Source organism: Streptomyces sp. MMBL 11-1 (assembly GCF_028622875.1).
Classification (GTDB): Bacteria; Actinomycetota; Actinomycetes; order Streptomycetales; family Streptomycetaceae; genus Streptomyces.
This window is the reverse complement of sequence record NZ_CP117709.1, coordinates 2,076,812-2,103,220: the sequence shown is the minus strand read 5'-3', so window position 1 is coordinate 2,103,220 and position 26,409 is coordinate 2,076,812. Positions and strand designations below refer to the sequence as shown.

Annotated in this window: 22 protein-coding genes; 11 read left to right on the top strand and 11 right to left on the bottom strand. The window is 70.7% G+C overall.

Features of this window, described 5'->3' with window-relative positions; translation table 11 throughout:
- Nucleotides 1–188 precede the first annotated feature (188 nt).
- Together PSQ21_RS09045 and PSQ21_RS09040 are read left to right on the top strand one after the other, a co-directional pair.
- Nucleotides 189–1,814: a right-handed parallel beta-helix repeat-containing protein gene (locus tag PSQ21_RS09045; RefSeq protein ID WP_274029928.1), complete on the top strand. Its 1,626-nt coding sequence runs from the start codon at nucleotides 189–191 to the stop codon at nucleotides 1,812–1,814.
- Between the two features lie 167 nt (nucleotides 1,815–1,981).
- The gene (locus PSQ21_RS09040) at nucleotides 1,982–2,548 is read left to right on the top strand and encodes a TetR family transcriptional regulator (protein WP_274029927.1); all 567 of its coding nucleotides are present in this window, start codon (nucleotides 1,982–1,984) and stop codon (nucleotides 2,546–2,548) included.
- 1,101 nt (nucleotides 2,549–3,649) lie between these two features.
- On the opposite strand, the gene PSQ21_RS09035 is transcribed toward PSQ21_RS09040, so the two are convergent.
- Complete coding sequence (locus PSQ21_RS09035; RefSeq protein WP_274029926.1) at nucleotides 3,650–4,234, bottom strand: TetR/AcrR family transcriptional regulator; 585 nt, start codon at nucleotides 4,232–4,234, stop codon at nucleotides 3,650–3,652.
- Between the two features lie 87 nt (nucleotides 4,235–4,321).
- Between PSQ21_RS09035 and PSQ21_RS09030 the strand changes: the two genes are divergently transcribed.
- The 8 genes from PSQ21_RS09030 to PSQ21_RS08995 all read left to right on the top strand — a co-directional run bounded on the left by PSQ21_RS09030 (nucleotide 4,322) and on the right by PSQ21_RS08995 (nucleotide 12,592).
- Nucleotides 4,322–5,536 (top strand): FAD-dependent monooxygenase, encoded by a 1,215-nt coding sequence (locus PSQ21_RS09030; protein ID WP_274029925.1) that lies wholly within the window; start codon nucleotides 4,322–4,324, stop codon nucleotides 5,534–5,536.
- Nucleotides 5,533–5,829, top strand: a complete 297-nt coding sequence (locus PSQ21_RS09025; RefSeq protein ID WP_274029922.1) for an LIC_13387 family protein — start codon at nucleotides 5,533–5,535, stop codon at nucleotides 5,827–5,829. The genes PSQ21_RS09030 and PSQ21_RS09025 overlap by 4 nt, the downstream gene beginning before the upstream one ends.
- Nucleotides 5,830–6,330: 501 nt before the next feature.
- Nucleotides 6,331–7,428, top strand: a complete 1,098-nt coding sequence (locus tag PSQ21_RS09020) for a GDSL-type esterase/lipase family protein (RefSeq protein WP_274029921.1) — start codon at nucleotides 6,331–6,333, stop codon at nucleotides 7,426–7,428.
- A gap of 433 nt (nucleotides 7,429–7,861) precedes the next feature.
- Nucleotides 7,862–8,635, top strand: coding sequence for a DUF2589 domain-containing protein (locus tag PSQ21_RS09015; protein ID WP_274029920.1), 774 nt, complete (start codon nucleotides 7,862–7,864; stop codon nucleotides 8,633–8,635).
- A gap of 296 nt (nucleotides 8,636–8,931) precedes the next feature.
- The gene (locus tag PSQ21_RS09010) at nucleotides 8,932–9,306 is read left to right on the top strand and encodes a hypothetical protein (protein ID WP_274029919.1); all 375 of its coding nucleotides are present in this window, start codon (nucleotides 8,932–8,934) and stop codon (nucleotides 9,304–9,306) included.
- Complete coding sequence (locus tag PSQ21_RS09005; protein ID WP_274029918.1) at nucleotides 9,303–10,868, top strand: DUF2589 domain-containing protein; 1,566 nt, start codon at nucleotides 9,303–9,305, stop codon at nucleotides 10,866–10,868. Before PSQ21_RS09010 ends, PSQ21_RS09005 begins: the two co-directional genes overlap by 4 nt.
- Complete coding sequence (locus PSQ21_RS09000) at nucleotides 10,865–11,677, top strand: hypothetical protein (protein WP_274029917.1); 813 nt, start codon at nucleotides 10,865–10,867, stop codon at nucleotides 11,675–11,677. The genes PSQ21_RS09005 and PSQ21_RS09000 overlap by 4 nt, the downstream gene beginning before the upstream one ends.
- Before the next feature lie 276 nt (nucleotides 11,678–11,953).
- Complete coding sequence (locus tag PSQ21_RS08995) at nucleotides 11,954–12,592, top strand: hypothetical protein (protein WP_274029916.1); 639 nt, start codon at nucleotides 11,954–11,956, stop codon at nucleotides 12,590–12,592.
- Nucleotides 12,593–12,936: 344 nt separating this feature from the next.
- On the opposite strand, the gene PSQ21_RS08990 is transcribed toward PSQ21_RS08995, so the two are convergent.
- The 10 genes from PSQ21_RS08990 to PSQ21_RS08945 form a co-directional block, all read right to left on the bottom strand.
- Nucleotides 12,937–13,179, bottom strand: coding sequence for an acyl carrier protein (locus PSQ21_RS08990; protein WP_274029915.1), 243 nt, complete (start codon nucleotides 13,177–13,179; stop codon nucleotides 12,937–12,939).
- 197 nt (nucleotides 13,180–13,376) lie between these two features.
- Nucleotides 13,377–14,639, bottom strand: coding sequence for an MFS transporter (locus PSQ21_RS08985; RefSeq protein WP_274029914.1), 1,263 nt, complete (start codon nucleotides 14,637–14,639; stop codon nucleotides 13,377–13,379).
- Nucleotides 14,636–16,006, bottom strand: a complete 1,371-nt coding sequence (locus PSQ21_RS08980; RefSeq protein WP_274029913.1) for a glutamine synthetase family protein — start codon at nucleotides 16,004–16,006, stop codon at nucleotides 14,636–14,638. Before PSQ21_RS08980 ends, PSQ21_RS08985 begins: the two co-directional genes overlap by 4 nt.
- Nucleotides 16,003–17,814 carry an IucA/IucC family protein gene (locus tag PSQ21_RS08975; RefSeq protein ID WP_274029912.1) on the bottom strand — a complete coding sequence of 604 codons (1,812 nt, stop codon included), beginning with the start codon at nucleotides 17,812–17,814 and terminating at the stop codon, nucleotides 16,003–16,005. Before PSQ21_RS08975 ends, PSQ21_RS08980 begins: the two co-directional genes overlap by 4 nt.
- Nucleotides 17,811–19,208, bottom strand: a complete 1,398-nt coding sequence (locus tag PSQ21_RS08970; protein WP_274029911.1) for a lysine N(6)-hydroxylase/L-ornithine N(5)-oxygenase family protein — start codon at nucleotides 19,206–19,208, stop codon at nucleotides 17,811–17,813. Before PSQ21_RS08970 ends, PSQ21_RS08975 begins: the two co-directional genes overlap by 4 nt.
- A complete protein-coding gene (locus PSQ21_RS08965) occupies nucleotides 19,205–20,737 on the bottom strand; it encodes a pyridoxal phosphate-dependent decarboxylase family protein (protein ID WP_274029910.1) in 1,533 nt (510 codons plus the stop codon). The genes PSQ21_RS08970 and PSQ21_RS08965 overlap by 4 nt, the downstream gene beginning before the upstream one ends.
- Entirely contained in the window at nucleotides 20,734–22,068 is a 1,335-nt protein-coding gene (locus PSQ21_RS08960; RefSeq protein WP_274029909.1) for a diaminobutyrate--2-oxoglutarate transaminase family protein, read from the bottom strand. The genes PSQ21_RS08965 and PSQ21_RS08960 overlap by 4 nt, the downstream gene beginning before the upstream one ends.
- A gap of 139 nt (nucleotides 22,069–22,207) precedes the next feature.
- The gene (locus PSQ21_RS08955; protein ID WP_274029908.1) at nucleotides 22,208–23,068 is read right to left on the bottom strand and encodes an ABC transporter ATP-binding protein; all 861 of its coding nucleotides are present in this window, start codon (nucleotides 23,066–23,068) and stop codon (nucleotides 22,208–22,210) included.
- Nucleotides 23,065–24,177, bottom strand: coding sequence for a FecCD family ABC transporter permease (locus PSQ21_RS08950; protein WP_274029907.1), 1,113 nt, complete (start codon nucleotides 24,175–24,177; stop codon nucleotides 23,065–23,067). Before PSQ21_RS08950 ends, PSQ21_RS08955 begins: the two co-directional genes overlap by 4 nt.
- A 26-nt stretch (nucleotides 24,178–24,203) precedes the next feature.
- Nucleotides 24,204–25,280 (bottom strand): FecCD family ABC transporter permease, encoded by a 1,077-nt coding sequence (locus tag PSQ21_RS08945; protein WP_397989149.1) that lies wholly within the window; start codon nucleotides 25,278–25,280, stop codon nucleotides 24,204–24,206.
- A 57-nt stretch (nucleotides 25,281–25,337) separates the two neighbouring features.
- Between PSQ21_RS08945 and PSQ21_RS08940 the strand changes: the two genes are divergently transcribed.
- Nucleotides 25,338–26,351 (top strand): ABC transporter substrate-binding protein, encoded by a 1,014-nt coding sequence (locus tag PSQ21_RS08940; RefSeq protein ID WP_274029904.1) that lies wholly within the window; start codon nucleotides 25,338–25,340, stop codon nucleotides 26,349–26,351.
- Nucleotides 26,352–26,409 lie beyond the last annotated feature (58 nt).

Here is a 26,409-nt window from a genome sequence, read left to right as displayed (position 1 = left end):
AGCCTCGTCGGCGGTGTCCGCCCTGCCGTGCCCGCCGACCACGGGCGCGGTGGTGCCCCTTGTCCTCGATCGCCCGTGAGGTCTCCCGTGCACGAACGACGCCCCGCCATGGCCGGCCGGGACGCGGTGCCGTGCGCGCGAGCGCCCTCAAGGAAAAGGCAGCAATGAAACGCACAGGCGTATACGCAATGTCCGCACTTCTGGCCGGATCGGCCATACCCCTCGGCCTCGTCGGCTCACCGCAGGCCGAGGCGGCAGCCCGGACGTACTACGTCAGCCCCAGTGGCTCCGACAGCAACCCGGGAACCTCGCCGGACAAGCCGTTCCGCACGCTCCAGAAGGCCGCGGACGGCACCGCGCCCGGCGACACCGTCTCGATCATGAACGGCACGTACAAGGAGAAGCCGGGCCGCTCGGACGTCCTGGTGGTCTCCCGCTCCGGCAAGGCTGGGGCGCCCATCACCTACCGCGCGCACCCCGGACACCACCCCGTGATCAACCCGGTCGCCGCGTGGAACGGCATCCGTATCAACGGCGCCTCGCACATCGTGGTCCGCGACCTGGAGGTCAAGGGCAACAGTGCCAACATCTCCCTCGCCGAGGCCGAGCGGGGCGCCAGCACCAAGAAAGGCACGTACAACACCAACTGCGTGTGGGCCGAGCCCAACAAGGCGACGGGCGCCCGGCCTCACCACATCGACATCATCGGCAACACCGTCCACCACTGCCAAGGCCTCGGCATCGGCTCACGCGGCGCGGACTACATGACCATCGACCGCAACCATGTATACGCCACCTCGTGGTACGCGGTCTTCGCGACCAGCGGCATCTCGATTCTGGCCGCGCAGGACATCGACGGCGGCGACCCCAAAAAGTACAAGATCCGCGTCACCAACAACGTCGTCCACGACAACGAAGCCAAGGTGAAGTGGGAGAAGTGCCGTTGCTATTCGGACGGTAACGGCATCATCATCGACACGCTCAAGGACAAGGCGAAAGCCGGAGAAGCCGGCCCCGACTACCGCGGCCGTGTCCTGGTCGCCAACAACGTGTCGTACGACAACGGCGGCTCGGGGATCCACTCCTTCAAGAGCCAGCACGTCGACATCCTGCACAACACGGCGTACCAGAACGGCCGCAGCACCCGCATGGACAGCTACGCCAACATCTTCGCCCACGACAGCCGGGACGTTCGCCTCCTCAACAACGTCTCCTACGGCCGGGCGAACCAGGCCACCAACTCCAAGAGCAAGAACGTCGACGTCACCTACGACTACAACGTGTACTTCGGCGGCCGTGCGCCCGAGGTGAAGGGCCCGCACGACCTCATCGCCGACCCGAAGCTGGTCGCACCCGGCAACGACGGGACCCCCGACTTCCGTCTGGCCAAGGGCTCGCCGGCGATCGGGTCCGGCACACCGCTGCCCGAGATCACCACGGACATCACCGGCACCCGCAGGAACGCCGGGTCGGCGGACCGGGGCGCGTACGTCTTCGGCGCGGCGAAGGACGCGGCGGCGCCGGAGGCGACGGCCACGGAGAACGGCGTCGAGTCCGCGGCGGGCTCAGAGGAGCAGGAGAAGCAGTTCGCCGGCAAGGAGACGGGCTCCGTAACCTCCGGCGCGGACAGCCACTCCGACGGCGACGGCAACGACGTCAAGGCGCACGGCGGGGGCGATGAACCGGCCGCCACCGGCGGGGGCGGTGACCTGGCCGCGACCGGCGCGGGTGTGGCGCTGCCCCTGGGCCTGGCCGCAGCGGCCCTGGCCCTCGGTGGTGGCATCTTCCTCATGCTGCGCCGCAAGCGCACCTGAGACCACCCCCACCATCCCGGCCCCCGCCCCGGCATCCCCGCCCGGGCGGGGATGCCGTCCGCCCCTCCTGCCAGACTTGGGCCATGGCGGCAGACACGCGAAGGACCCGGAGCCTTGACCCTGAGACAGCCGCACCTGATCCGCCCCGCGTCGCCTGGCGGAGACAGATGAGACAGCGGGTACTGGACGTGGCGCGCGACAAGGCTTCCGCCGACGGCTGGAACCAGGTCAGCCTGTCCGCCGTGGCGGCCGACGCCGAGGTGTCCCGCCCCTCGGTCTACAAGGAGTTCGGCAGCCGCGCAGGCCTGGGGCACGCCCTGGTGGTCCGCGAGACCCAGGAGTTCCTGGCGGGCGTCGCCGATGTCCTCCACCCCGGCCGGCCGGACACCAGGGCCTGCCTGGAGGCCGCGATCCGCCACGTTCTCACGGAGGCCCACCACAACCCCCTGATCAGTGCCGTCGTCATGGCCTCCCGCGAAGGCTCCGACAGCCTGCTGCCCTACCTCACCGCCCGCGCGGACCCCATCTTCGATGCCGCCCAGGCCCTCCTGCGCGCCTGGCTTGCCGAACGCTTCCCTGACCAGGACGAGCCCGCGATCACCGGCGCGGCGGACATCACGGTCCGCATGACCATCAGCCACCTGGTCCTGCCGGACACGGACGCGGACACGGACACGGACGCGGCGGTGACGGCGGAGCGGCTGGCGGGCGCAGTGCTGAAGCTCCTCCGATAAGGCCCCCTGACGCGACTCGGCCCCCAAAGCCTGGTCCTGAGCACCCGCATGCCGTTCAGGACTCCGCGTCGGTGCCGGGGGAAGCTCCCCACACTGTGCGGGAGGTCACTGCTACCCGTCCTTGGGGTGGGGATCCGCCCCCCCCCGCGAGACACCGGACAACGGGGTGCCGTCGCGATACGACTTTCGGGAGGAGCCCGATGAGGCGTCGCAAGCGTCGGAGAAACAGGAGCAGAAGCGGCTCGGAGAACCGAATCCGAGCTCGGTGGAGACCACGCCACCAGCCGGTCGGCGGTGATCAGTAGCCTTTGTGGCTCCGCGGCCCCGCACTCCAAGGCAAGAGGTTCGCGAAATAGCTCGTCCCGCTACCGGGGATCGAGACGGGGGCTGAAGGCCGTCACCGGGTACACACCTACACCGGGAAGCCCCTGCAGACGCAGCTGACCAACGGTGCGGCCGGGAAGATCACTCAGGTCGACAACACCTCCCAGCGGGGCACCCAGCGGTTGGAGAACCAGCAGGGTCGACCGCGAGGACCAGCCCGGCTTCGACAAGTTCGCCACGTACACCTATGACGAGGCAGGCAACACCCGGACGCGACCGTCGAGCATGTCCGGCACTACCGTACGGCCGGCCGTACTTTCGATCTCACGGTCGCCGGGTTGCACACCTGTCACGTACTGGCGGGCCGTACGACGGTGCTGGTTCACCATGACGGTGGCGCCCCGCCTGATGAGGCGCCGGCCGAGGCGATGCGACTCGCGAGTGGTCACGTACCTGCTTGACGTATCCGCCCCTTTTTTTTGGCACCGCTCCCGTACGCCGGGGGCGTTGTAGCCCTGGGAGGGGCACATCTCTGCCGGCGTGTTCCATGGCATCCATACTCGCGCTGCCCTTGCTTCTGACCGCTTCGTGCGCGCCACCGCACTGGACGCCGCCGCGGCAGGACTCGCCACCCGGGTCCGGCTGGACTTCTCGGTCGGCGTCCCTGCGGACACCACTGCCTCCACCCTGGATGACTTCGCGAGGCGGGCATCGAGGCACCCGGACAAGCGGCGGTGGTGGGTCAGGCCTTGTGGCGCCTGGGGGAGCGGGCGTCAGTCAGGTGGAGAGCACGGCGGCAAGCATCCGCCGGACGACCGGGGTCAGCTCGGTAACGTCGGGTACCGGGCGGGTCGCGGCCGTCGCGCCGGCGAGCCAGTCGTACAACAGGCCGTCGGTCCAGGCGACGAGCAGGTCCGCTGCCGACGCTGGATCGGGAGCGCCGAGCGCCGCCAGCACCGCGGCGGCCTTGGACCGTGCGGCGAGGCCGGCGGTCTGCAGGTCGGCACGCAGCTCCGGGCGACGGGTCGCCTCCAGGCTGAGTTCGAACCGGGCGAGCTGGCGATCCCGTTCCACCGTCAGCCAGTGGTGCAGCAGCGCGGCCAGCGCCTCCGCGGCGGATTCCGGGTCCGGGCGCCCGTGCTCCGCTTCCCACCGGTCCACGTCGGCGACCGACAGTTCGGCCAGGCGGAGGTAGCAGGCGCTGATCAGAGCGCTCCGCGTACGGAAGTAGTACGACGTGCTGCCGGTCGGCAGCCCCGCGGCGGCGTCAACCGCGCGATGGGTCAAGCCGCGCAGCCCGGCGGCGGCCACAGTGCTGATGGCGGCGTCGGCGATCAGGTCTCGGCGATCAGGTGGGGTCACACTCCGCACTCTACAGGTGTAGAGTGCGGAGTGTTCGCCTCTACGGCTGTAGAGGCGGTGCGTGGATGAGTGGGGGAGGCAGTCGGAATGGGTGTTCGTCATGCCGTCGTGGCCGGAGCCGGCATCGGGGGTCTGGCCGCGGCAGTGGCCCTGAGCCGCCGCGGATGGCGCGTGACCGTGTGTGAACGGGCTCCCGCCCTCACGGGTATCGGCGCCGGCATCGTGCTCGCCCCCAACGCACTGCGCGCCCTGGACTCGATCGGCCTGGGCTCCGAAGTGCGGGCGGGTGACGCCCTGCCCGGTCCGGTCGGGCTGCGCACGCCCGACGGCACGTGGCTGAGCCGCTCCGACAGCGGCGCTGTCTCCACCCGCTTCGGGCTCTCCGCGCGCGCCGTGCACCGCGGCTTCCTGATCGATGTCCTCGTCGCCGCCCTGCCGCCCGGAGCCGTACGCCTCGGCGTATCGGTGACCGGTGTGGACGACGCCGGGGATGCCGTGGTCGTGCGTACGTCGGCGGGCGATCTGCGTGCCGACGTCGTAGTGGCGGCCGACGGCATGCGCAGTGTCCTGCGCGGCCGGCTCTTCCCCCGGCACTCCGGGCTGCGTCACGCCGGTGAGGCCGGATGGCGAGCTGTGCTGCCCGGTGCCGGCCTGCCTCCCCAGCGGGCGACCGAAACGTGGGGCCGAGGCGAGCGCTTCGGCGTCGTTCCCCTCGCCGACGGCCGGATCTACGTCTACGCCACCACGGTCACCGGCCCCGGCGCGCGGCCGACCGACCACTACGCGGAACTGATCCGGCGCTTCGGTGCGTGGCACGATCCGATACCCGCGCTGCTGGACCGGCTGGACCGGCGGAACCCCGATCCGGTCGGCATCCTCCACCACGACTTCCACGAACTGGGCTCGCCCCTGCCCCGGTTCCACGCCGGCCGGGTGGCCCTGCTCGGTGACGCCGCCCACGCGATGACGCCCAACATGGGCCAGGGCGGCTGCCAGGCCATCGAGGACGCGGTCGTCGTGGCGCACCTCCTCGCAGGCGATACCGACGTACCGGCCGCGCTCGCTGCGTACACCAAGGCCAGACTCCGGCGAACCACCCGTATCAGCCGCCGCTCCCGGCGCATAGGTGAACTCGTCAGGCTCTCCCATCCCCTTGCCGTGTCCATCCGGAACCTTGCCGTACGTGCCACGCCGCGGGTGGTCACGTTGAGGGCCCTGGGCCCGGTTCTCGGCTGGCAACCCCCTTCGGGCCCCGCCCCCACCTCCGTCGACGTCCATGCCCATGTCAAGGAGCAGTCATGAGCGGCGTGGCCACATCCCGCCCCTTCACCCGGAGAGACCCCGTCCGGCCCTTCAAGGTCGGCGCCTACGGCTTCGTCTTCCTGGGCACCGGCCATCTCGCCCTCTCCGCCGCCGCGGCGCTGGCCACCCGGACGCCGGAGCGGCGTGAAGTCGACACGGTCATGCGGGAGTCGACGTACGCCCTGCTGGGTCTGGAACGCACCGTCCTCGACGTCTTCAACGGCATGAGCATCGCCATGGCGTTCCTCGCCGATGCGGGGTCCTGCGAACCGAGGGAGTCGCTTCTCTCGTAGCGCCCGCAGTCCGTGTTTCCGCTACCTCCTGATCATGGCGAAGGCCGATCGGCCGGCCGGCGAGGCGGTCACGGGCATGGCTCGGTGCGGAGGAGCTCGTGCAGGTGGCGTTGTGCCCCACGTGGTGGCGAAGATCGGTTCGGCGGCTTGGTCTCAGGCCCTGAGCTCTGCGGGGCAGACTCGTCGACCAGGACGGCTCCGCGTTGCCGTCCTGGAGCAGGCGTGCTGTCCGCTCCGTCAGCCTGCCCGGGCACAGGCCGTGCTCGCGCAGCTCCTTGAGCTTCGTCGGCCAGAAGTCTCGCAAGCGCCGTCGCGGGCCGTGCTGTGGGGGCGCCGGCACCGGAACAGGTCTCGTTTGATCCGTTCGGATGCAAAACGTGCGCAGCCCGTGCCTTTACGTCACCCTGCTGGCTTCTACCCGGCATGACCTTTTCCTCTTCTTGGTGCCGTAGGGCAATGACGGTTGCGGCTGCCGCCGTGTGCGCAGCGAGTATGGCGGGCATGGCGCCTGCGGATGCGTCAGGAGGTGAGCGGGCTGCGGCCGATGCGCCGTGGGTGGTCTCCCTGGGCGACAGTTACATCTCTGGCGAGGGCGGCCGGTGGGCCGGTAACAGCAACAAGGCCGGGGATGGCTGGTCTCACACCGACCGGGCCCACGACCCGGTGACCGGCAGGAGCGATCCGCAGCGCGTGTACGGGGCGTCGTTCGACAACGGATGCAACCGCTCCGATGTTTCCGAGGTCCAGTCCGTCACGCTGGATGTCCGCCGCCTCAACCTCGCCTGCTCGGGCGCGACGGCCGCGGCGGTGCGGCTGCTGGAGAACGGTGGCGTGCCGTTCAAGGGTGAGCCCTCACAGGCCGGGCAGCTCCAAGAGGCGGCGACCGGGCAGCCGGTGCGCGCGGTGGTGGTGTCGATCGGCGGCAACGACCTGGGTTTCTCCGACATCATCGCCTCCTGCGTGACCCGCTTCCTCAAGCCCGTCGGTGGCTCCCCCTGCGCGCCCAGCGCCGCCGAGCAGGTCAAGAAGCGGCTCCCCGATGTGTGGCAGGCTGCTGTGAACGCTCTCGCCGACGTCAAGACCGCCCTCGGCCGGGCCGGCCACCCGGTCGGCTCCTACCGGCTGGTCCTGCAGTCCTACCCCTCTCCGCTGCCCGACGCCCCCCGGATGCGCTACACGGGCGAGAAGTACAACCGCTTCACCGATGGCGGCTGCCCCTTCTTCGACCGGGATCTCACCTGGGCGCACGATGAACTGGTCCCGCAGATGAGCGCGGTCCTCGCCAAGGCGGCCCAGGACGGTGGGGCCGAGTTCCTCGACCTGTCCCGTTCTTTCGAGGGGCGCGAAGTATGCTCCACCACCACCCGGCAGGCTGACCTCGTCCACCCGCCCACCGGCGAGACCAGCGAGTGGATGCGCTTCGTGACCACCGGCGTCAGCCAGGGCCAGCGCCAGGAGTCCCTGCACCCGAACTCCTTCGGCCAGCAGGCCCTCGGCACCTGCCTGACCCTCCAGCTCCAGCGGCCGGCCGATGACAACCGCTGCACCAACACCGCCGGCAAGGGTCCCGCCGACATGAGGCTGGAACCCCTCGCCTGACCACCGCCTGGCCCCCCGCGGCTGCCGGGCCGGCCGCGCGGGACCGGGCGGCCGAGTCAGGTGGGCGAGTGCCGCTGCTTGCCGGGGGCCAGGACCGGTCGGGCCTGCCTTCCGGCAGACAGCCGAGGGCCACAAGGCGGTGGTGCGGTGGTGTCCGAGCGGCTGCTGAAGCAGCAGTTCGCCGCAGCCGGCCGGGGTTTGCCCAACGCCGGCCCCCGCCACACGCCGGTCGGACGACCACCGTGAACCGTACCGACCAAGCGGGGGCTTCGCCATGACGGGCGAGCCCGACGGCCGGTGGCGGGCGGTGCGCCGGATGTGGTCGACGCGTGCCCTGTACGACTTTCGCGGGGCTCTGCGTGTCGGGAGGGAGGGCGGGCGGGAGCCGTAAAGGATCTCTTCAAGATCCAGTACCTGGTCGAGGGAGTGGCTGATGGCGGAGACGAAGAAGACAGCGTCTGCGAAGAGGACAGCGCCGACGAAGAAGACCGCGCCTGCGAAGAGGGCGGCGCAGGAGGCGAGGGAGGGAACCACGACGTCGAAGGCGACGGCCGGGAAGCCGGCCCCGGTCGGACCCGGAAGCGCGGACTCCGGACTCTCCCTGCCGGACGTCCCGCTCATGCCGGGCGAGGACGCGCCGCCTCCCCCGGTCGATCTGGGGGCGGAACTGTCACTGCCGTTCGAGCAGATCATCGGGGGACCGCTGCAGGGGGTCATCCGCGCCAGTGCGATGGCCGCGAGCGAGACCGCGGAGTTCATCAACAAGGTCGGCTTCGACGCGACCGGTGGTGTCAAGACGGTCGCGTTCTCCTACAACTCGACGGAACCCACGAACGTCAACGGCACCACGGGGAAGAAGGAGGTGAAGACGGATGTCGCGGTCCCTCTCCTCTCTGTGGTACCGATCCCCTATCTGCAACTCTCCAAAGTGACACTCGACTTCAACGTGAAGATCGACTCGGTCTCGACCAAGAAGCAGGACAGTAAACTCGGAGGTGAGGCGTCGGCGAGCGGCGGCTTCTGGGGTATCTCCGCCTCGGTCAAGGCCAGCTACGACTCCAGCAGTTCGAGTTCGGAATCGGTCACCCGCAGTGCGTCGATGTCGGTTCATGTGGAGGCCGAGCAAGGACCGATGCCGGCCGGCATGGAGAAGATTCTGACGATGCTGACCGACAACGCCGTCACCGTCAATCAGGCCAGCACCTAGACGCACTGACCGATTCGACGGATTCGACGGATCCCGGCGCCCGGTCCACCGGCGCCGCATCCTCATACGCCCGTCCTCCGAGCATCCGGGGGCGGCACTGCCCCGTCCCGGCCCCAGTGCCGCCCCGGCCGCCATCAGCAGACGGCGCCCGAGCCACCCCGTGGTCCTGCCTGCCGCGCCGGCCCACTCCTCGCGTTCCCCGCTCGGGCACCCCTCCGCCACCGGGGGAGGCAATGGTCTCTGCCGGCGCAGCCATGAGGATGCGAGCCGGGATCATCCAACCAAGGAACAACAACATGAGTGAGTTGACGATGCGTCGCCTGCTGCAGGGCCTGCAGCAAGCCGTCGCCGAAGCCGACCAGACCGTACGCCAGTCCCAGACGCCGGCCGGCGACTGTGTGGGAATCCAGCCGCAGATGGCCATCGACAAGGTATCCTTCACCGTCTCCTTCGTGGCCGATCAGGTCGCTCCCTCCGCCTCATCCGCTCCCTCCGACTCCTCCGACTCCTCCGAGGCAGACGTCCGTATCGCCGTCGACCAGCAGGCCCTCGCCGACGCCAAACACGTGAACACCGTCTCGTTCACCGTTCGCAGCCAGCCGGTGGAGCGGCTCGAAGTGAACGGCCGCCATCACATCGTCCCGGCGGGACCTGTGGGGGGCGAGCGATGAGCGACGACGATGTCCCGGTCAGCGCGCTGCTCGGCGCGGCCTACGAGGCGGTGGTACACGGACAGGGCCTCGCCGCACGCGAAGCGGTCGAACTGGTCCGGGATCTCGGATTCGAGAAGGACGGCACCGCGAAGCCGTTCCGCTTCGCCTACCAGCACACCGAGGCGACGGAAGCCGGCCCACAGGTGCGCACCGTGCATGCCACCGTGCCGCTGCTGTCACTGATCAACCCGCCGGTCATCAGCATCGACAAGGCCGAGATCAGTATGAGCCTGCAACTGATCAGCCAGGGCACCGAGACCGGGCCCACCGATACCGCCGCCACGGGCGGGGGGACACCGGCGGCGGAGACGGCAACGCCCACGCTGAAGGGACGCATCGTCCACAAGAACGACAGCAATGCCGTCATGACCATCGAGTCCACCCTCAAGCAGCGCGATCTGCTGGGCAGCAGCCGGCTCTCACAACTGCTGGACGCGGCGGTCAGCGACCGTGACAGCGTCTGGTACCAGGTCCTGGGCCGGGCTGATCCGTTTCGCGAGGCCGCCACCGCGTTGATCGATGCCGTCGACAAGGACGGCACCACGGGGCAGGGCGAAGGGGTGCACGGATGGCTGCAGCAGGTGTGGCAGTTGAAGGAGAGCGTCACGGATGCCGTGAGCGCCTTCCGCGACGGGCAGCCGGAGAAGATTCCCGGGCTCCACCAGAACTGGAACGACCGATGCGGGGGCCTGGACTGGGTTGATCGGCATACCGAGTCGGAGGAACTGACGCGGCTGCGACGGACATTCCTCGCCACCGCCCGGGCCGTGTGGAATGCCCTCCTGCCGGGTGAGCCGGTCGCCGAATTCGGGCCGCCGACCGTCGATCAGCTGCGTATCCGGTTCGAGGCCGCCGTGGCTGCGCTCGCTGCTGCTCCGCCGAGGTTGACGGGTCTGCCCGAGCGACTTCACCAGCTCGAAGGGGCTGTCGCGCAGGGCTGCATCGCTCACACGTACGAGGACCCGACGGCCGTCGCGGAAACTCTGAAGCGTTACAACGAGACCGCTGGGGAGATCCGGGAGATGTGGGGCCCGTCCGCGCAGGTTCGCGGTTTCTGGCCCGTGCAGGACAATGCGGCCACAGCCGCACAGCAGGTATGGGACGCGCTGGTGCCCCAAGCGGTACCGGATGACTTCCGCGCCGGCCGGATGACCGCCGACGAGCTGGAAGCGACCTGCATGGAATTGACGCTCAAGCTCGAGGATCTGACCGATCCTCTTCTGGCCGCCGTCAAGACGGAAAGCGTCAACACGGCCTGCGGCCTCGCCGAAGAAGGGTGGGGTAGCGCCCAGTCCGTTCTGGAGAATGAGACCCCCTTCAGATCCGTGGACGAATGTCTCACGCTGTACAACCAGGAAATCGACAGCGTCAACCGGGCCGCCGGAAATCTCAAGCCTTCTGCAGACGCCTGGAACAGTGCCGCCGAGAGCTGGAACAAGACGGCCCGTCAGATCTGGGAATACGTCATCGACGTCGAAAGCCACCCAGTGACCGAGGTGGTCTCCGTGGGAAGCTCGTGACCTGCGCAAGCGATACGGGCACGGGTCGGGCCCCCGCGCTGCGCGCGGAAGGCGAGGAGGGCCCGGGGCAGGCCGCGCCCCTGGCCGCACTGCTCGCCCAGGCCTGCCGCACGGTGCTGGACGGGCAAGTCGGCGCCGTGGGTGCCGGGCTGGTGAGCGCGGCCCGACATCTGCTCACGTCCGACGACGACGGCCACCCGCAGCCCGTCGCGCACATGGCGGCTGCTGTCGGCCCGGCCCGCAGCGCCCTGCACATCGCCCTCGCCGACCTCCTCGGGTGGCCCCTCTACAACGTGGAGTCAGCTCGCATCACCTTTCAGCTGACCATTCCGGCACCACCCGGGCCGGACGGCGTCCTGCGCCCCACGGTCGCGGCGACCACCGCCACCGCGACCATGACGGCCACCGTCCATCTGACCACCCGGCCCGGCCCCAGCCCGCTCGCCGACGATCTCGTCGCCGCCGCACTCACACGTGTCCCATCGGCCACCGACAGCGACCGATACTCTGCGCCGGCCCAACGGGCCGTCGCAGCCTGGAGATACCTGCCGAGCCTCTACCGCCGCGCCGAGCAGCTCTCCGCCGAGGCACCCGGCCACCCGGCCACCGCCGAAGCGGTCCGGGCCGTGGAAGACCTGGCCGCGGCGGTGTGCACATGGTGCGCAGGCGGGCCAACCGTCGATCCGCGCCTCGTCGCCCGCGCTCCCCGACCTGACAGCCTCGGCCCCGACGCCCCGCCCGCCCTGACCGTGCTCGCCACCTCGGTGTCCGGGCTCTGCCGCGTCCTCGGCACACCCGAAGACGTCTGACCCGCCCGGACCGACGCTCAACGTCCTGGTGCAGCGCGGAGAAAGCGGCCGGGCGGCGGTGGGCGGCTCGGTCAGCTCGCGTGTGTCTGCCGCAGCAGCCCGCACCTGCTCCTCTCGGCGCTCGGCGCTCGTCGCTCGTCGCGCGAAAGCGCGCCTCCACGTATCCCGGCGTGCGCTGGGGCACGCGCCGTTGGAGAAACGCTTTTTCATCCCCCGAACGAGTGAGCCCGCCTTCCCTGCCTGGCCTGCCGCATTCTGGCTGGTCAGAGTCTCATCATGACCTGGAGCAACAAGAGTGATTTCGCGGATGCCGCAGCCGCTGCGCGGCACCTCTACGAGGCGGCCGGGACCGATCAGATCAACGGAAGGAGTGCATTCGACCGGACGCGGGTGAACGTGGCCTGGCTGGTCTACGACAACACGCGAAGGGCGTGTCAGACCAACGCCATCGACGGGCTGATCGCGGGCGGCCTACGACCGGCTGAGGGGAACGCGCCCCGAGGGGCCGGTATCGACGACATTTTGAGAGAAAACCTTCAGACCATTTCTCAGAACGCAGGCACCGACTCCGGCACGATCCTCAACACGGACAGATGGTCGATCCTGGTGAACGACGCATGGCTGCTCGGCGGCGTCCACGCGGGCGTCAACTTCTATCTCGCTTCCCAGCGGCGACAGGGAAACATTCATGATGGCCAGCGATTGAAGGTGTACGGGCGGGAGCTGGGAAACCTGAAGTCCTTCGGCTACGCCATCAAGGCCGGCCCCCATGTCGCCACCGGGGAAGTCGCCGTCCCTTCACATGCCGGCAGTCAGCAAGCGGACTTCGCCGCCTGCCAGACGAACGCCGACTTTTATCAGAGCAACGATAAATGGCGCATCCTTCAGGGGAATATCGGCCAGTCCTGGAACTGATGCGTCGCGTCGGCCGTGGGAGCAGCGGCGATGTGAGGGGTCGATCTCAGCCTGGGGACTCGCCGCAAACCGCAACCGCAACCGCAACCGCAACCGCTCTTGCCTTTCCGTCCTGCACGCTGCCGCCCGCCGGCCGGCGGCAGCGGAGGGGGGGCCGGCCATCCGGCGCGGCCCCGGCCAGCGCGCATGCGCGCTGGCCACTACCTCGGACGTCGGCGATGAACGTCATCGCACCCGTGTCGGTCCAGGTGGCTCGTCGCACCCACGTCGACCCGTATGTGGCCCCCACGGCATTCCTGCCGGGGTTGAACGACGCAGCGCGGTGCCCGGGTTCACCGACGCCCTTACTCTCCTGTTACGACAAGCCTGACGCAATCGATGGCCCCCTGGACCGTGGTGATCTTCTCAACCTCCTCGTCGGAGAGCACCATCTGGAACTCCGTTTCGAGGCCCGTGATGACTTCGTTCATCGCAAGGGCATCTGCTCCGAAGTCATTGACGAGGTGCTTGGAGGAAGTCACCGCCTCTTCCTCGACATCGAGCTGTGCCGCGATGACCTTCTTCACCCGCTCTTCGATCGCATGCATGCTTGCCTCCTCGGCATCAGTGCTGACCCTCGGCCAGCCAAGGCGATCTTCCCCTCCATGGGGACAACGGGTCGTCATACGCGGCCAGGGACAACCGAAAGAGTGACCGTGCCGTGGCAGGAAAGCGTCGCCGGTACGGGCGGTGCGGTGCCGGGGCAGCGCGGCTCGGATCGGGCGGACCTGCTCGGGGAGGTCGCTCAACTCATGTGTTCTGTCAGGCTCTTGGTCCTTCGCTGTCCGGTGATCAGTGCGGTGGCGAGGCAACACGCGGTGAGCGCGATGGTTGCCGCCGCCATCGCTCCCCAGCGGTCGAGGACGGCTCCGGCGACCGGATTGGCCACGGCGGACGCAGCCGTGGTCGTGGCGGCGATCCAGCCGAACGCCTCGGCGCGGTGCGCGTCGCCCGCGAACTCGGCGACGCTGTCGTAGAGGGCGGCGAGCGCGGGCGGGATGACGGCGCCGCCGAGGGCCAGGGCCGCGGCGACGGTCCACGCGGTGCCGCCGCCGAGCCGTTCGGAGAGTGCGGGGAGCAGCAGGGCGACGCCGACGGTGACGAGCACGAGCCGGCGCCACAGTACGGCGGTGCCGGTGAGCCAGAACGTGGCGGCGAGTCCACCGGCGGCTGAGCTGATGGCCCACACGCCGGTGAGGAGCCCACCGAGTTCGGGGGCCCCGCGCGCGTGTGACCAGGAGATCAGGATGAAGTCGACGACCGAGAATCCGGCGATGAGGACGGTGACGGCGGCGATGGCCCTTACCGCCGCGGGGTTGCGCAGCAGCGACCTGCGGGCGAGCGAGGACGTGTCACCCGCTTCCGCTCCGCCCGTACGGGCGGGCGGAGCGTCGACCCCGGCGCGGCGTACGGCGCGTGCGAGACCGAGCCCGCCGAGTGCGGCGAGCGCTCCGCAGGCGGCGACGGAGGCGCGGGCGCCGACGAGGGCGATGCACAGGGAAGCGGCTCCGGGGCCGGTGACCAGGACCAGTTCGTTGACGGTGGCCTGGAGGTTGTACGCGCGCTGGCGCAGGGTGCCTTCGGCGAGCTGGGCCACCTTGCAGCGCGAGACCTGGGTGGAGGGCGGGCAGGCCAGGCCGACGACGAAGGCCGCACCGGCCAGGGCCTGCCAGCCGGCGGCCTCGGGCACGGCGGCGAGGGCGGCGAGCCCCGCCCCGTACAGCAGGGAGGTCCAGACGAGGATGCGGGCTGCGGGGCGCCGGTCGACCGTACGGCCGCGCAGCGGCCCGGTGATGCCCTGGCCGAGCACGAGCGCGCCGGTGACCAAGCCGGCGGTGGCGTAGGAGCCGGTGTTGTCGGCGGCGACGACGAGGAGTGCGACGAGGGTCGCCGACAGGTGGAGGCGGCCGACGAGGCTCCAGCCGAGCAGCGACAGCAGGGCCGGAGCCCCGGCGAGCTCCTTGAAGGGGCTCGCCGGGCGCTCCGGTGCGGGGGCTGTGGTGGTCATGACCTCAGGGCCCCACGCCTGCGCTGCCAGTCGGTGACGGTCTCGCACCAGGCATCGAGTTCGGAACCGAACAGCGCCGCGTAGTGGGCGACGAACTCCTCACCCAGGAGGCGGGCCGCCAGCTTGGACGTCGAGAAGCGCTCCAGTGCCTGCCAGGGGGTGGTGGCGAGCCGGTCGAGGGTCTCCCCGGCCGGCGGTGTGGGCAGGTCGTCCTCGATGCCCGACAGCCCGGCGGCCAGCAGTGCCGCGACGACGAGGTGCGGCTGCGCGTCGGCTCCGGGAAACCGGCATTCCAGGCGGAGTGAGGGCCCGTGTCCGGCGAGGCGTACGGCGGCCGTGCGGTCGTCGGCGCCCCAGCGCACCTGTGTGGGCGCGAAGTCCCCGGTGCGCAGGCGGACGTAGGAATTCGTGGTGGGCGCCCAGACGGGGGTCAGGTCGGAGGCGGCACGCAGCACTCCGGCGAGGAACGAACCGAGAAGACGGCTGGGGCTCCGGGGGTCGGCGTCGTCGGCTCCGAGATTGTGGCCCTCCAGGCTGTTGAGGGAGAGGTGGACGTGGCAGGAACTGCCCTGCCCCGGTCCTTCGGCGGCCAGGTAGGAGGCGCTGACGGAGTGCCGTGCCGCGGCCTGCCTGACGAGTGTCTGCTGGATCATGGCGTCGTCGCAGGCCGCCAGCGCGTCACGGTGCCGCAGGACGATCTCGTACTGGCCCGGGTGGCATTCGGCGCGCGCGGACTCCACCCCGAGTGCCGCCTCGCGGAGCGTGCCGCGCACGTCACGCAGCAGGGGAGCGAGGGGTTCGGTGCCGCCGAGGGCGTAGTCGATGCCGTGCGAGGTGAGCGGTGTCCCGTCCGCGCGGTAGAAGGTGACTTCGTGTTCGAGCCCGACGGACGGGACGATGCCGAGCTCCTCGGCCGCCGCGAGCCGGGTGCGCAGCGCCGTACGCGGGGCGACGTCGACGGGAGTGCCGTCGGGCCAGGCCGCGTCGCAGACCACGTACCAGCTGCCGTCCTCACCGGGCTGGGGTGTGAGGGTGGCCGGGTCGGGGTGGAGGACGAGATCGCCGTACGTCTCGTAGTAGCGCTGGAGCTCGGGGGCGGGCACGGTGCCGCGTTCGACGGTCCAGGCGAAGAGGTAGGTGCAGGCGCCGTAGCCACCGTCGAACACGGAGTCGAGGGCGAATCCGCCGTCGAGGTCGACGGCCGCGAACCGGCCGTGCGGGTCCGGTGCGAGCAGCGTCAGCCGGTCCGGCGACCGGCCGGCGAACGCCGCCCGTATGCGGTCTCCGGCCTCGGCGCGGTCCGCGAGGGCCCTGGGGCCGGCCGGCCGCTGCCAGAAGGCGGCGGCCGGCCGCTGGTCGCCTGTCACCAGGCGCCTTCCGGGTCCGGGGCGGACAGCGGATTGGGGACGCGGCCGAAGCGGACGTCGAACTCCTCGTCGCGGTCGACGCGTTCGAAGCCCTCGCCCGCGAGGTGCTCGCGGTTCAGGCAGACGCGTTCCACGTCCGGGGCGAACAGGTCCAGGTCCGGGTAGCGCTTGGCGTCCTCGGGGAAGCGGTCGGCGTACGCGCGGATGATGGTGCGGACCTGTTCCCACATCTGGGGGCGTGAGTAACCGAAGTCGTCGTGGGCGATCTCGGCGAGGAACCGGATCTGGCCGGAGAAGACGGACGAGAACAGCGACTGGGCCATCAGCGGGGCCGGCCAGCGCAGCATGTCCTTGCGCGCCTCCTCCGCCAGGGTGTCGTGGACGGGCAGGTCGGCGTCGACGAGATCCACGCCCTGCGCGAAGTCCTTGATCATGACGCGGAGGGGGCGGCCGTCCGGGTCGGTGATGAGGACGAGGTTCTGACTGTGCGGGCAGTAGGCGACGCCGTAGCGGTAGAGCCAGTGCAGCAGCGGGGTGAGGATGAGGTCGTACAGCTTGCCGAACCAGTCCTCGGGGGTCATGCCCGACGTACGGATCAGGTGTGCGACGACGCTTGCGCCCTCGTGGTCGCGGTACGGGAGGGTGGCGAGGGAGATGGCCCGTTCGTTCTCGCCGACGCGGGTGCGCAGCGGCTCGCGCCACAGGACGCCGAGGGTCTCGTGGAAGCGGTAGGGCAGCTCTTCGAGAGAGCTGAAGAGCGGGTGCTTGACGGAGACGGCGGCGACCTCACCGAGGAGGTCGAAGCGGTACTCGTCGCGCAGCAGTTCGTCGTTCTCGTGGATCGACAGCAGCCACTCGGTGACGGCGGGCCCCGCGAGTGTGGCGGCGGAGTTCAGCCCCCGGTAGACGAGGGTGTTCCGTACGGAGCAGGCCGTCTTGACGTCACGCCGGGTGGGGTGGCTGACGTTGGCGAGGGTACGCACGGTCTGGTGCGGCACGTACGTGTCGGACGAGTCGCCGAGGAGCACGATGCTTCCGGTGGCGATCTCCGCGGCGTACAGGGTGCCGACGATCTCGTCCCACTGCCAGGGGTGGATGGGCATCCAGACGTAGTCGGCGGGGTCCCCGCCGACGGCGGCGAGGCGCTCGGCGAACGCCTGGCGGGTCGACTCGTCGAGCTCCTCGGCGAGCAGGGTGTTCTCGTCGAGGCCGGCGACGGAGCGGAAGCTGGCGAGGTCGCGGTGGACGGCGGTCCAGCGCACGGCGAACGGGTTGCGCGCCTCGGGGGCGAGGCGGGCGCGGTCGGCGGCGGAGAACCCGACGCGCCCCTTGTTCACGACGATGCGGGGGTGGCCGGTGAGGTGGCCGTCGGCCAGGTCGTAGGGGAGGGCCGCCAGCTCGGCCGCCGTGATGGGCCGGTCCAGGCGCATGGCCTCGTTGGAGACGGTGGCGGTGAGCTCGCTGAGCACGTCGGCGAGGCGCATGCCGCCGAGGCCGAGGACGGTCCGGGCGTCCGTGACCAGGATGCGCGGGTCGTCGGCCGGCCCGTGGCCGTCGGCGGTGTGGCGGGTGGCGGAGCCGGGAGTGACGACCCAGCAGCGGAAGGCGCCGTGGCGGGCCCGGAAGCGGTAGGTGACGTCGCCCGGCAGGTCGAGGCGCCAGGCGGGGTCGGCGCCCTCGGTGACCGGGTCGCTGTCGGCGACCGGCTCGAAGAGGTACTCGTAGGAGAGTTCGCCGAGCATCTTCTCGGTTATCAGGCTTCCGGCCCGGTTCCAGGCGTGGGCCTGCGGTGATGTCTGCACGGTCACGAACGTCCTCCGACGGTGGTGCTTGCGGTCAGCTGGTGGTCACGGCCTTCGGCGGTCTTTCCGCCGAGGCCGAAGGTGGTGAAGGCGGTGCGCCGGGGCAGCGGGTAGGTGTCGCGGCCGGTGAGCGCGTTGAGGATGACCGCGGAGCGCCAGGCGGCGAGGCCGAGGTCGGGGGTGCCGACGCCGTGGGTGTGGCGTTCGGCGTTCTGTACGAAGACGGACCCGGTGACGGCCTTGTCCAGGACGAGCCGCTGGTGCTCGTCGACCTCGGGGCGCCCGGCGTTGTCGCGGGCGACGTACGGCCGCAGCGGGGAGAGCAACGAGTCGACGGACCGCTCGCGGTAGCCGGTGGCCAGAACGACGGCGTCGGTGGTCAGGTGGGCGCGGGTGTCCTGCTGTCCGTGTTCCACGGACAGTTCGATCCGTGCGCCGGCGCGGTGGGCGTTCTGCACGGCGACGCCGGGCGTCAGGGTCACGTCCGGCCAGCCGCCGTCGATCGTGCGCCGGTAGAGCTCCTCGTGGATCTCCCCGAGCGTCTCGGCGCTGACCCCCTTGTAGAGCTGCCACTGGGCGGGCAGCAGACGGTCGCGGGTGTCCTCGGTCAGACCGCGGAAGTAGCGCGTGTAGTCAGGGGTGAACTGCTCCAGGCCGATCTTGGAGTACTCCATCGGCGCGAACGCCTGGGTGCGGGCGAGCCAGGTCAGCCCCTCCGCACCACGCGGCCGGGCCCGCAGCAGGTCGAGCAGGACCTCGGCGCCGGACTGGCCGGAGCCGACGACGGTGACATGGCGGGCCGCGAGCAGCCGGTCGCGCTGGGCCAGGTAGTCGGCGGAGTGCAGGACCAGTGAGCCGGGGTCGTCCGCCAGATCGCGCAGCGGCTCGGGGATGTGCGGCGCCGTGCCGACGCCGAGGGCCAGGTTACGTGCGTACAGCCGGCCCACCGCCTCGCCGTCGCCTTCCGGGCCGAGGCGGGTGAAGTCCACTTCGAAGACGCCGCGTTCGCCGTTCCAGCGGACGGTGTCCACCTGATGGCCGAAGCGGCAGGAGGCCAGCTGCCCGCAGACCCAGCGGAGGTAGGCGTCGTACTCGGCCCGGTCGATGTGGAACTTCTCGGCGAAGTAGAACGGGAACAGCCGCTCACCGGCCTTGACGTAGCTGAGGAAGGACCACGGGCTGGCCGGCTCGATGAGGCTCACCAGGTCGGCGAGGAAGGGGACTTGGAGGGTGGCGCCTTCGATGAGCAGGCCGGGGTGCCAGCTGAAGGCCTGGCGCCGTTCGAGGAAGGCGGAGGTCAGGCCGGGCACTCCGTCGGCAAGGGCGGCGAGGGACAGGTTGAACGGCCCGGCGCCCACCCCCAGCAGGTCCAGGGGCGCGGACTCGGCTCCGGGGGTCATCTGGGTCCTCCGTCGGTACGTGTGGGGGCGGCCCGGCCGACGACTGCCGGACCGTTGGCCGATGCGCTTTCGGCGACGCTCTTCAGCAGGACGTCGAGCTCGGCCGACTGTGTCCGGGGGTGCAGGAGCGTGGCCTTGAGCCACAGGCGGGGCGTTCCGTCGGCGTCCTCGGCGACCGCCCTGCCGAGGACGGCACGCCCGTCGAGCATCAGCCGGCGCCGGATGCCCGCGACAAGCGCGTCGCCGTCTTCGGCCGGCAGCGCGTCGGCGGCGGTCGGCCTGAACAGAACCGTGCTGATGCCGATGTCGCCGGGGCGGCGGCGCAGCCCGGGATCGGCATCGATGCGACGTGCGAGCTGTGCGGCGGTGTCGACGCAGTGTTCGACGAGAGCGCCGATCCCGTCCCGGCCGAGGGCGCGCAGCGTGGCGGCGATCTTCAGTGCGTCGGGGCGGCGCGACGTGCGGATGGAACGGCCGAGCAGGTCGGGCATTCCGGCCTCGGTGTCGTCGTCCGCGTTGAGGTAGTCGGCGGTCAGCGACAGCGGCTGGAGCGTACCGGCGTCGGCGACCGCGAGGACGCCCGCGGCGACCGGCTGCCAGCCGAGCTTGTGCAGGTCGAAGGTGACCGACACGGCGGACTCGATGCCGTGCAGCCGTGCGGCGAGCCGGTCGCTGAACAGCAGAGGACCTCCGTACGCCGCGTCCACATGCAGTTCGGCACCGTGGGCGGCGGCGACCCTGGCGAGTTCGGGCAGCGGGTCGATCAGTCCTTCGTCGGTGGTCCCGGCCGTGGCCACCACGAGGGCCGGCAGGCCGTCGGTGTCGTGCAGTGCCCGGTCCAGGGCCGAGGGCAGCATCCGGCCCGCCCGGCATTCGACGGTGACAGGGGCGGGCAGGCCGAGGATCCACGCGGCGCGCGCGATGCTGTGGTGGGCGTTGGTCCCGCACAGCACCCGCAGGGAGCGGGCGCCTGCCGAGCGGGCCCGCTCGCGGGCCAGCAGCAGGGCCACCAGGTTGGACTCGGTGCCCCCGCTCGTGATCAAGGCGTCGGGCGCGGCCATGCCGGGGTAGACCAGCGCGGCCAGTGCGGCGGTGGTCCGCTCCTCGATGACCGCGGCGGCCGGAGCCTGGTCCCAGGAGTCCATCGACGGGTTGAGCGCGGAGGCGGCCAGGTCGGCTGCCACGGCGACGGCGAGCGGCGGGCAGTGCAGATGGGCGACGCAGGCCGGGTCGGCCGGGTCGGCCGCACCCTCGGCGACGGCGCGTACGAGCCCGTACAGGGCGGTCTCGGCGCCCACGCCCTGCTCGGGCAGCAGGGGAGAGCACACGGCCAGGACCCGCTCGGTCACCGCGTCCGGGCCGCCGGCCGGCAGGGGCCCACCGCGTGCGACAGCCCCGTCGGCCAGCGCGCCGAGCACGACGGTGGTCAGGGCCCGCAGGTCGCCCGGGCCTTGGGCGCCGCCCGCGACAGCGGTGGAGAGGCGGTGTGCGGTGTGCCGGTCCGCGGTGGCGGGGCTGGGAATCGTCATGCGGTGCGCTCCGCTTCGCGCAGTGCGTCGGCGATGCGTTCCAGCACCGAGTCGGCCTCGATGTCGCTGAGGATCAGCGGTGGCAGCAGCCGCAGCACGCTGTCGTCGCGACCGCCGAGCTCCAGGATCAGACCGTGATCGAGGCAGGCGGCGCGTAGCGCCTTCGCGAGCACCGGGTGGGGAGGGAGGGAGCCGAGACGGCCGGCCTCGCCGTCGGGGTCGACGAGTTCGACCCCGATCATGAGGCCGCGGCCACGTACCTCGCCGAACACCGGGTGGTCGGCGGCCAGTTCGCGCAGCCCTCGTCGCAGGCGTTCACCCAGCTTCTCGGCACGTTCGGTCAACTCCTGCTCGGCGACGGTCCGCAGAGTGATCTCCCCGGCCACCATGGCGAGGGTGTTGCCCCGGAACGTGCCGGTGTGGGCGCCGGGCCGCCAGGTGTCCAGGTCCGCACGGTAGGCGATGAGCGCGAGCGGCAGACCGCCGCCCACCGCTTTGGACGTGACGAGGATGTCGGGGGTCACTCCGGCACGTTCACAGGCCCAGAAGTGCCCGGTGCGGCCGATGCCGGTCTGTACCTCGTCGATGATCAGGAGCACATCGTGCGCGGAGGTGATCCTCCGGACCTCCCGCAGCCACGCGTCGGGGGCCTCGACCACGCCGCCTTCGCCCTGGACGACCTCCAGGATCACCGCGGCGGGCTTCTCCACTCCGCTGCTCGGGTCGGTGATCAGGCTTTCCAGCAGCCGTGCCGAGAGCACCCCGGCCTGCTCGGCGCCGACGCCGAACGGGCAGCGGTAGCCGTACGGGTACGGGAGACGAGTGACGGACTGGGCGTCGGCGGGACCGCTCGCGCGCATCCCCTCGGGGCCGGACACGGAGGCCGCGCCCAGCGTCATGCCGTGGTACGCGCCGGTGAACGCGACGACGCCCCGGCGCCCGGTCGTCTGGCGGGCGAGCTTCAGCGCGGCCTCGACGGCGTCGGTTCCGGCCGGGCTGCAGAAGTGCAACCGGGCGTCGTCGCGCAGGCCGCCGGGGAGGTGACCGAGCAGCTCCGTGGTGAAGGTGTCCTTCTGCGGAGTGATCATGTCGAGGCTGTGGAGCAGCGCGCCGGAGCTCAGGGTTGCCTGGAGGGCCGCGATGACCTCGGGGTGGTTGTGCCCGAGAGCGAGGGTGCCGGCCCCGGAGAGGCAGTCGATGTACGTACGGCCATCGGTGCCCGTAACGATGGCTCCGGCTGCCCTGGCCGGCGCCACGGGCAGGGTGCGGGCATAGGTGCGAGCGGAGGACTCGCGCCGTGCCTGACGGTCGAGGAGTTGGGCGCGCAGCATGGCGGGTCATGCCCTTCGTCGTGAACTGGACGCAGGTTAGGCTAGCCTAACCTGCGTCTTTCCGGGAAGGGGCGTCCAGGGCCGCGGGGCGGGCGCGACCGGGTCAACCTCGCGGGCGCGCCACTGTCCTGATAAACCGTCAGGCGACGGAGTCCTGTGGCTCGCGGTCCCGGCCGAGCGGTATGACCAGAAGGGAGCCGCTCTCCTCGTCCGGACGTACGCGGGCCCGCAGCCCGAAGACGTCCCGCAGCAGCTCCTCCGTCAGTACGTCGGCGGGGGCCCCCTGGGCCGCGATCCGGCCGTCCTTCATCGCCACCAGCCGGTCGGCGTACCGCGCGGCCAGGGACAGCTCGTGGAGCACCATCACGATGGTCCGGCCGGTCTCCCGGTGCAGTTCACCGACCAACTCCAGGACGTCGATCTGGTGGGCCAGGTCCAGGTGCGTGGTCGGCTCGTCGAGCAGCAGCAGCTCGGTGTCCTGGGCCAGCGTCATCGCGATCCAGGCGCGCTGGCGCTGACCGCCCGACAGCTCGTCCAGCGTCCGCTCGGCCAGCTCGTACGTCCCCGTCCGGCGCAACGCCCGCTCCACGGCCTTCTCGTCGTCGGAGGACCAGCGCCGGTACCAGCTCTGGTGCGGGTGCCGGCCACGGGCCACCAGATCGGCGACGGTCAGCCCCTCGGGCGCCGTCGGCGACTGCGGCAGCAGGCCGACCAGGCCCGCCACCTCTCTGGTGGGCATGGCATGGACCGATGTGCCGTCCAGCAGCACCTGACCGCTCGTCGGCTTGAGCAGCCGCCCGAACGAACGCAGCAGGGTGGACTTTCCGCACCCGTTGGGGCCGATCACCGCGGTGATCGATCCGTCCGGGACCTCCAGGTCGATGCCGTGGACGACGGTCCGGTCGCCGTAGCCCAGAGTGAGCTGCTCGGCTCGGAGCCGAACCGCTGCCCGCTCGGGGGCGGCGCCCGCGAGATCCTTCATGTCGACCGTCTCCGTCATGTCCTTTTGGCCTTTCCGCTCCGGGCGAGCAGGTAGAGAAGGTAGGGGGCGCCGAGCGCCGCGGTCAGGATGCCGACGGGGAGTTCGACGGAGCCGAAGGCCGTACGGCCCAGGACATCGGCCCACACCGTCACGGCCGCCCCGAGCAGGGTCGACGCGAGCAGGGGCGGCGTGCCGGTACGCATCAGCCGGACCGCGAGCTGCGGGCAGGCCAGCGCGACGAAGGCGACGGGCCCGGCGGCGGATGTCGCGGTCGCGGTGAGCAGTACCGCCGTCACGAGCAGTGCGGCGCGGGCCGCGTTGATCCGTACGCCCAGCCCACGGGCGGTGTCGTCGTCGAAGTTCAGCGCACCGAAGGGGAAGGACAGGACGAGGGCGACGGGCAGCAGCACGGCCAGCGCCCAGCCGACCGCGGCGGCGTTCTCCCAGGTGCTGGAGTTGAGGCTGCCGGTCAGCCAGAGGATGGCCCGCCCCGCATCGACGATCGAAGCCTTCACCAGCAGCCAGGAGATCAGGCTGGAGAGCACGGCCTGGATACCGACGCCGACGAGCAGCACCCGGTATCCGGACAGCCCGCGGCGCACCGCCAGGAGGTAGACGAGGGCGGCGGCCAGCAGCCCTCCCAGCACCGAGGCGGCCGGTACGCCGATCTCGGCGAGCGGGCCGCTGACGCTGCCGTACTCCCCGCCGAGGACGATGACCGCGACCGCGCCGGTGCCCGCGCCGGCGGTGACACCGAGGATGTCCGGACTGGCCAGGGGGTTGCGGGAGATGCCCTGCACGATCGCTCCGGCGAGGCCGAGCGCCGCCCCGACCAGCGCACCCACGGCGGAGCGTGGCAGACGGAAGTCCAGCACCACCATGCGGGAGGCGAAGTCGCCGCCGCCCAAAAGCACTTCGACGACCTCCGGTACGGAGATCGCGAAGTCGCCGCGGCCGGTGTTGACCACGATCGCGGCGAACAGGGCGAAGGTGGCGGCGAGCGGGACGAGCACGTCCCTGGTCCGCCACACCCCGGAGGCGGGGCCGATTCTGAACGCCCTGCGCCCCGGGACGGGCGACGGTTGACGGGGTCCGCGTTCGGCCGGCTCGGCGGACGTCTTCAGCATCGTCGGTGTCCCTTGGTTCGCGTCGTTCACAGCCGCACCGGCTTACGACGGCGTACGAGGTGGATGAAGACCGGTGCGCCGATGAACGCGAGCATGATGCCCACCGGAAGCTCCCCGGGCCGGGCGACGACACGGCCCAGGATGTCGGCGCCGACCATCAGGACGGCCCCGAGTATCCCCGCGTACACGAGTACCCATCGGTAGTCGGGTCCGGTGTAGGCGCGGCCGATGTGCGTGGCCATCAGCCCGACGAATCCGATCGGTCCGCAGGCGGCGACGGCGACGCCGGTGAGCAGGGTGATCGCGGCCATCCCGGTCAGCCGGGTGAGTGCGATCCGCACCCCGAGGGCGCGGGCGATGTCCTCGCCGAGCGACAGGGCGTTGAGCCCCCGGGCGTTGGCCGCGGCCAGGAGCAGACCGGCGGCGACGAACGGCAGCATCTGGAGCGTGATGTCGGCGGGCCGGCCGGCGACCGATCCGACCGTCCAGAACCGGTACGTGTCCAGTGCCTGCTCGTCGAGGATCAGCATGCCCGCGGTGAGAGCGGTGAACAGCGCGTGGATCGCGGCACCGCCCAGCGCGAGAGTGACCGGGGTGGCCCCGCCCCGCGCGTACGTCCCGACGAGGTAGACGGCGGTGGAGGAGAGGAGCGCTCCCGCGAAGCCGAACCAGACGTATCCGTAGAGGGTGGTGACACCGAGGAAGAAGATCGCGCCGGCGACGAACATACCGGCCCCGGCGCTGACTCCGAGCAGCACGGGGTCGGCGATGGGATTACGGGTGTGGCCCTGCATCAGCGCCCCGGCGACCCCGAGGGCGCATCCGGCGACGACGGCGAGGGCGGTGCGCGGCAGCCGCAGTGAGCGGATGATCACGTCGCTCTCGGTGCCGGTCGCGCTCCACAGCCCGTGCCAGACCTGTTGCAGGCTGAGCGCCTTGGTGCCGAAGACGATGCTCAAGACCACCGAGGCCACCAGGAGACCGGTCAGTACGAGCACCCCCAGCATCCGCCTGTCGGCATGACTGGCTGTCACGCCGCGTGGCGCCTCCGTGGGTGGCGCAGGTAGCGCTTGGGTCACGATCTCCTCCGTGGCCGGAAACATTTAGTTAGGTGAGCCTATCCTTGCATCGCTTTGATCAGTGAGTGAAGGGATCCCTCCATGAAAACCCGTTGGGCCGGCCGATTCAGCCGTACGGTCACCGCCACCGCCATCGCCGTCGGCCTGCTCGCCACCGCGGCCTGCGGAGGCGACGCGGACAAGGACGCCGACAGCAAGGACACCAAGGCTTCGGCGGCCTCGGACGCCGCGTTCCCCCGTACGATCACACACGCCATGGGCAAGACGCAGCTGAAAGCGCAGCCCAAGCGGATCGTCGCTCTCGACATGACTTTCGTGGACGCCTCGCTCGCGCTGGAGTCCGAGGTCGTGGGGTTCACCAGCCTGGCGGGCGGTGACGACAAGCTGCCCGCCTACTTCGGCGCCGACTCGAAGAAGTTCGCGCCGAAGGCCACTCCGGTGGGCACCCTCGAAGAGCCCAGCCTCGAGAAGATCATCGCGCTGAAGCCCGACCTCATCCTGTCGGCGAAGGTCCGCCACGAGAAGCTGTACAAGCAGCTCAGCGGCATCGCCCCGACGGTCTTCTCGGAGACCACGGGCGGTACGTGGAAGGGCAACCTCCAGCTCGTCGGCAAGGCCCTCGGCAAGGAGGACCTCGCCGGGCAGAAGGTCGACTCGTTCGAGAAGCGTGCCAAGACGATCGGCGACTCGGTCCGGAAGTCCGAGGGCGCCAACCCCGAGGTGTCGGTGGTCCGGTTCGTCGACGGTCCGACCCGCATCTACAAGGAAGACACCTATGTCGGCGTGATCGTCAACGACCTGGGCTTCGACAAGCCGGCGGCCGCGACCGGCACCGGTTTTAACACCGAGATCTCCGACGAGGAGGTCGCGAAGATGGACGCCGACGACATCTTCATCTCCCTGTACGCCGACGAGGCCGGTCTGAGCAAGAAGACCAAGGAGAAGTTCCAGGCCAACCCGCTCTGGAAGCAGCTCAAGGGCAGCATCCACGAGGTCGACGACAAGATCTGGATGAGCGCGGTCGGCCTGTACGGCGCCAACGCCGTCCTGGACGACATCGCCAAGACGTACACGGTGGACGCCGCGAAGGCGTAGCCGTCGGACGGATGACGGACAGACGGACAGGGGGCCGGACGGACGGGGGGCCGGACGG